Source organism: Microcystis sp. LE19-41.2A (genome assembly GCF_027530405.1).
GTDB classification, from domain to species: Bacteria; Cyanobacteriota; Cyanobacteriia; order Cyanobacteriales; family Microcystaceae; genus Microcystis; species Microcystis aeruginosa.
Genome location: NZ_JAPZQJ010000603.1, coordinates 1 through 6,623 on the forward strand (window position 1 = coordinate 1; position 6,623 = coordinate 6,623).

Sequence of the window (6,623 nt, forward strand, 5' to 3'; positions counted from 1 at the left end):
TTACCTAATTTTCAGGGAAAAAGTACCTGAATTTTCCCCCCGATCCCCGCAACGGCTGGCACTTTTTGAGGAAAAAAAAGTCTAAAAGTCTTATCCAACAAGGTTTTTAGATTTATTCAGCAGACCCTAAATATCAACCCTTTTGTCGAGACGTTACCCCTAACGTCTCTTTTTGTCCGGTTAATGTGGGTGAGAATTTTTTAGCAATCTTTGCCGGATGCGATCGAGATTTTCTCGACTATTGACAGGTAAATGGGGTAAGGGTAATTCTAAATTGGGCCAATTACTCAAATCATGGCAGGGACAGGATAAACTCGATTGTCCCACCACTTCAATTGGTACGGGTATAGTACAACGAGCGCAGGGATGAAATTCCCATTGAGGGGAAAGTAAGTCTCGGATAGTTTGTTGAGTACCTTCTAGGTAACAATCGCCACTTTCAGGATCAAGCATTTTTTGCCAACAATCTTCAAACTCCGACGAATAGCGATCAGCATTGAAAATTGGCAGCGGAAATAGCATAGCTTGGTTTTTGGGACAAATAACTTTTTTTCCCAATTGAAACCAATGGGCGAGATATTTTTTAACTGCGGAGGTGTCTGACATATAGTTTGTGTGGAGGCTGCCCTGATTATTGCTCTTACCATCAATCCTAGCGTTAACTTCCGGTGTCGGACAGGTCTTAGGATGATTGATTATGTAGTTTAATAATTATTTTAGGTAACTGAGCATCTGCAGCTAGATTAATCCCAATAAACTCACCATTAAAGCTTTTTGGGCGTGCATCCGATTTTCCGCTTGCTCCCAGACTTTTGATTGTACACCCTCGATCGCCCCGTCGGTAATTTCTTCGCCGCGGTGAGCAGGTAAACAATGGAGAATAATCGCGTCTTTGTCAGCGTGACTCATTAGCTGTTCATTGACTTGGTAGGGCTGAAAAACGGGAATTCGGGCATCAGCGAGGCTTTCCTGTCCCATACTTGCCCAGACATCAGTATAGACCACCTGAGAGTCTTTTACGGCCGTAACGGGATCGTCGGTAATTAAGATTTTACTACCGGTTTTCTCGCCAATAGCTTGGGCGCTGGCGACAATTTCCCCATCCGGTTGATAGTTTGCGGGGGAAGCAACCCGCACATTTAACCCCATCAAAGCGCCACCCAAGAGGAGAGAATTAGCGACATTATTACCATCCCCCACATAGGTGAGGTTAATTCCCCGTAAAGTCTGAAAAGTCTCTTGGATAGTCTGTAAATCGGCTAATATCTGACAGGGATGTTCTAAATCCGTTAAAGCGTTGATAATCGGGATGCGGGAATAATTAGCAAAAGCTTCTAAATCCTCTTGTTTAAAGGTGCGAACCGCGAGAATATCGAGATAGCGATCGAGTACCCGGGCTGTATCTGCTAAGGGTTCCCCGCGCCCCACTTGGGTTACACTGGGATTAAGATCGATCACCTGTCCCCCTAACTGGTACATAGCGACGGTAAAGGAAACCCGGGTCCGGGTGGAGGCTTTATAAAATAGCAATCCTAAGACTTTTTTGCAGCTAGGGTTAAGAGTGCCAGCTTTAAGCTGTGCCGATAGATTGAGTAGGGCGCTGATTTCTTCGCTACTCATGTCGGTTATTCTTAAAACATCTCGTCCTTTTAAAGTGGCTACCATTGGTTTTTCTCTCGATAAACAGGGGTTTTGATTGGCTTTTATGGCAGTTAGCGGTTAGCAAAAATCTTGAGTAAAGACCTTATTATAATCCAGTTTTTTCGCTATTAGGCAATTTTTCCCGAAAATTTTCATTTTGGGGGATGTTAGTCCAGCTAACACCCCCACTTTTTCCGTTAAATTAGGTAGGTGTTAAAAATTGTCAGATTCCCCCCTTATCAAGGTGGCTCTCCCCGCCTATCGGCACCCCCCTTATCAAGGGGGGCAGGGGGGATCAAACCCAAAATCTAATTTCTACTTAACTAATTTTGCCCCACACTTAGAACAAAAATTAGACGAAGGCGGGTTTTTGTGTCCACAATTACCGCAGATAATTAAAGCTGGGTTAGCCACTTCCGTCACCGGAGAAAGAGGAATTTCTCCACCGCTATCCAACTTATAGTTATGGATTAACTGCAAAATAACTGCATCTTCCCGTTTATATTCTGTATTATCTTTTCCTCCTGTCAACTCCTCGGAACGTTGTTGTAAATATTCGATAAAATTCCGATACAAAGCTTGTTTTTTCTCCGGAGTGGCCGAATCCTGTAACTTAGCTGTCACCTGACTTTGAATTTTTTCCTTATCTTCGCGACAAGCTTTTACTTCTAACACCTGTACCGCATCTTCCCAACTGGTGGCGATATCGACTTTTTTTAATCCCGTTGCGGTTTTAATTTCATAGCGAATTGTTTTCTCATTAGTGACTCGATTGACTTCTGGAAAAAGCACTTTTAAAGCCCGGGACGTCACCACCAATTGATAAATACTCGGATCTTCGGGAAAAACATCCCAGAAAGGAGGTTCCTTTTGGATATGCACGGGGATAGGTAAATCGCGATTTTCCCCCATTTGTTGGGCGCGTTTAGCGAGAATAAATTCTCCTTTCCAGTCTTGATAGGATTGCCGCAGTTCTCGCATTCCATCGAGACAGCGCAGGGAAAAACCGCCAATTTCCTGCACGAAGACAAGACGATATTTTTCCACTTCTCCCAAGGGTTTAATATCGTCTTCGTTGGCGATAAATTCCCGCAGTTTCGGAATAATTTTTTGGGCTGCCGGGTTACTGGTATTTCTTCCCCCAATCAGGGCCACATTTTGATTTAATTGGGGTGTAAAACCCGCATCTTTTCCCCGCAAAACCGCAGGATTAAGCATAATTAGGGGTCGCGATTTTTGGTAGGCAATGCGAAGATTATTGATAATATCGGCATCGTTGTTATAAATTTTTAACAAGCGATCACAAGCGGCTAATTCCTGCTGAATTCGACTACTAACGGGGGCATTTTGTAGTAGTTGATTAGCTTGGTTTATGATAACCTGTTGAAAATCTCCTTGACGAATATCGGCAATCTCGGTGATGTCAAATAAACGCATATTTTCATCGGCGCGGCGCGTTTCTTTCCAGAGAGGGCTAGATTGCTTTAAAATCTCTTCTGAGAGGGGTAAACAAAGGTTATCCATACCCGTATCGTAGGCATTTTTGTTACCGGCAATCCCCGAGGCAAATTGTTCGATAAAGTCTTGATAAAGACTATTTAATTCTTGTCTGTCAAATAATTTAATCCCATTAATTAACAAAGCATCGGCACTATCAATCTGTTGGTTAGACAGGAGATTAAATAGATCGCGACTTTGAATTAATTTCTGACGAAAGCGATTAAAACGGCTTTCTAATTGATTGAGATGTTCCAGTAAACGATTAATAACCTCTACTCCTGCACCTCTGGTTTTTCGTTGAATATTGGCCATTAAATAGCCTTCCAATCCCGTTAAAGCTTGTTCACAATATTCTTCCATCTTATCTTTTTTCGAGATGTGAATTTTATCTTTCAGATCATTAATTTCTGCCAAGGCTGTGTCGTATTCCCGTTGACGTTTACTTTCGTTTTGACTCCAAACCTGTTCTTGATCGCGACGGAATTTTTCTGCTATGTCGGTGAAGATTTGTCGTACTAAAACAATAAAACTCTCGGCAAATTTTACCCCACGGTTCCGATCCTCAAGGATATTATAAAACTCTATTTCCAGGGACTTTTTACCCCGTTGAATAATTTCATCCCGATTACTATAAATCTTTTTCAGGTAATCGCCGTGCAGCCGTTCATCGGGACTCAATTCTAGTAAATGATTGCGTTTAAATTCCTCGACTCTTGGTGTCAAATAATCATTAATAAATTGCAGAATTTTACCCTGTTCATTGCCTAAAATATTAACACCCTGTTTGGTACAAGAGAGCCAATTATCTTGATTGATTTCCTGACGAGTTTCGTTAGTCCATTGGGAGATTATGGCAATTAAAGAGCGATCCTTGTCGGCACATAAATCCATAATTAATTCCCCTTCGCTCAAGCGCATTTTTTTGAGGATATCACCTCTTACTAAGTCCAACATTTGAGCGGGTAAAATCACGGAATCATTCAGCCACCAATTAATTAAATCTTTGGCTAAACGTTCCGATAAGGAGGCACGAATTTGGGCAATAGGAATTTCAATAGTTGATAGTCCAAAACTCATAAATTGCTTAGGATAACCGCGACCCCCGGGGTCAGCTTGCGCCCAAGAACCCTTAATATTATCTCTAATGGAACGCTTATGGGGGGCAAAATCAGAGGTCATATCTAGGAAGATATTTTGGGCGATCATTTCCCGAATTTGACCAAGTTTAAAATCACCTTCTCCGTTTTTTGTCCCCACTAAATAGGTAAAATCAAAGGGGGGTAATTTACTAACAACTTCATCGACCAAACCACTGCTAAACTGTTGATGATATTCGGTTCTGTAGTCAGAAAAGTAATTTAATTCCATCAGGGCAGCGTAACCATTAGCCAAAACTCGATCGCCGACACTAATCCCCGCAAATGCTTCAGGAGTGGGAACAATTGCCGTACTCAAAGGACTACTTTCCCCTCGCAACCAATTACGAATACAGTAGCCTATATCGATTAACATTCCGCTACCCGTACCACCGTTTAAAGACCCCGTAGTAAAGACATTAATGGCACTATTACTAACTTTAATTCCATAGCGATCGAGCATAAAGTTTTCTTGTCCCTTTACCCGTCTCACCGCGTCCAGAAATTTCCTTTGAATCTCATGATAGTTACAAAATAAAGCAAAACGACCACAGGCGCGAATTTGTCCCGCTCCCGCTTCCAGGGAAGTAATATTTCTCTCTAATTCCGGGGGAAACCAACTATTAATCCAGGGATATCTATCCATGTCAGATACCATCTCCTGTACCTGTTTTCCACTCACCCGGGCCCAGTGTTTTTCGTTATCTTTAAAAGCACTGCCAGCAGCTTCAGGATTACTGATTTTATAATCCTTATCCGTGTCAACCACCAAAAAACTGACAATCGGAAAATTACTCAAACTGCCATAACTTTCCTCGATTAAGCGACGCAATCGCGATAAAATTTCGTTACCCGTGCCACCAATACCCACTAAAACCGTGGGAACCATGCTTTTTTCTTCTACTGCTGCTGGCATAATTACTTAACTCCTAAGACCATTTCTTGACGGTTGCGGGGGACTTCGTAGGTGAGGAAATCGTAGGCTAATTTAGTGTTAGGAAAAATTGCCCGCGCTTCCTCTAACAGATTGGAAATATCCAGAGAATTCCCCGGTAGATAACGGGGACTAAAATGGGTCATTAATAACAATTTTACTTGGGCTGCCAAGGCCACCTGGGCTGCCATCGTCGAAGTGGAGTGAACACTTTCAAAGGCTAATCCGGCATCTTGGTGAGCAAAAGTCGCCTCATGAATTAGCACATCTGCATTCTGTGCCAATTCGATCGAGCCTTCACAGAAAATAGTATCGGTACAATAGGCAATTTTACGGCCAATTTCCGTTTCTCCGCAGAGGGACTGACCGCGAATTTTTCTGCCATCGGGAAGGGTGACAGTTTCCCCTTTTTTCAGCTTGCCGTAAATTGGTCCGGGGGGAATACCTAAAGCGTTGGCTTTTTCCACATCAAAACGTCCTGGACGGTCTTTTTCGGCGATACGATAACCGTGGGCGGGAATACGATGTTTTAATAGCTGACAGGAGACGGTAAATTCTTCATCCTCGTAGAGTATGCCGGGGGAAACGGGATGGACACGCACCCGATTGGCTAAATTAGTATAGGAATACTTAGCACAAGCACGCAGATAGTCCCCTAGTCCGGGGGGTCCGTAGATATCAATATCCTGAGCAGAACCGGCTAATCCAATACTGGCTAACAGTCCCATTAGACCAAAGATATGATCCCCGTGCATGTGGGTGATAAAAATGCGTCGGATTTGGGAACTTTTCAGGTCGCTACGCAGTAACTGGTGTTGAGTTCCTTCTCCACAGTCAAACAGCCATATTTCTGCCCGTTGCGGCAACCGAAGGGCGATACTAGAGACATTACGGGAACGAGTGGGAACCCCGGAACTGGTTCCTAAAAAAGTAATCTCCACAGGATAGCTGTCAGGATAGAGGATTCTTTTTCTAGTCTAGGCTGTTTTTATCGATTTCTCGATCGAATTGCTGCTTTTCTGTATTTCATCACTTGAAAACAGAAAATACCCTGATTTTGACCTAAGTGGGTGGGTGGAATTAAATATAAGATGAACGTAGGTTGGGTTGAAGCATGAAACCCAACGCCCGCTCATGTTACGCTACCGCTAACCCATCCTACTGGACTGTTTCAGCTAATTTGGTGTATTAGAAAAATGCTATAAATTCTATAATCTAAGACTTTAAGCCGAAATCTATTGCCCTATTTTAGCTGAAACAGTCCACTACAAAGGCTCTTCGGTTTGTGTTATGCAATGGACGGGGGTTATAAGGGATGGAACCCTTATAGAGAAAGGCATTTAGCGATTTTTGTCAATTGTTTTTGCTCTAGAGCGAACTAATCAATTAAGTCTCTTGCCAGATAAGGATTT

4 protein-coding genes are annotated in these 6,623 nt (G+C 42.8%); all 4 read right to left on the bottom strand.

Annotated elements, in window-relative coordinates:
- Positions 1-180: 180 nt before the first annotated feature.
- Positions 181-606 (bottom strand): hypothetical protein, encoded by a 426-nt coding sequence (locus O9290_RS25120; protein WP_002762400.1) that lies wholly within the window; start codon positions 604-606, stop codon positions 181-183.
- 132 nt (positions 607-738) lie between these two features.
- The gene (gene argF, locus O9290_RS25125) at positions 739-1,665 is read right to left on the bottom strand and encodes an ornithine carbamoyltransferase (protein WP_002762401.1); all 927 of its coding nucleotides are present in this window, start codon (positions 1,663-1,665) and stop codon (positions 739-741) included.
- 291 nt (positions 1,666-1,956) lie between these two features.
- Positions 1,957-5,193 (bottom strand): tubulin-like doman-containing protein, encoded by a 3,237-nt coding sequence (locus tag O9290_RS25130; RefSeq protein ID WP_288055889.1) that lies wholly within the window; start codon positions 5,191-5,193, stop codon positions 1,957-1,959.
- A 2-nt stretch (positions 5,194-5,195) separates the two neighbouring features.
- Positions 5,196-6,152 (bottom strand): ribonuclease Z, encoded by a 957-nt coding sequence (locus tag O9290_RS25135; protein WP_002762405.1) that lies wholly within the window; start codon positions 6,150-6,152, stop codon positions 5,196-5,198.
- Positions 6,153-6,623: the final 471 nt, after the last annotated feature.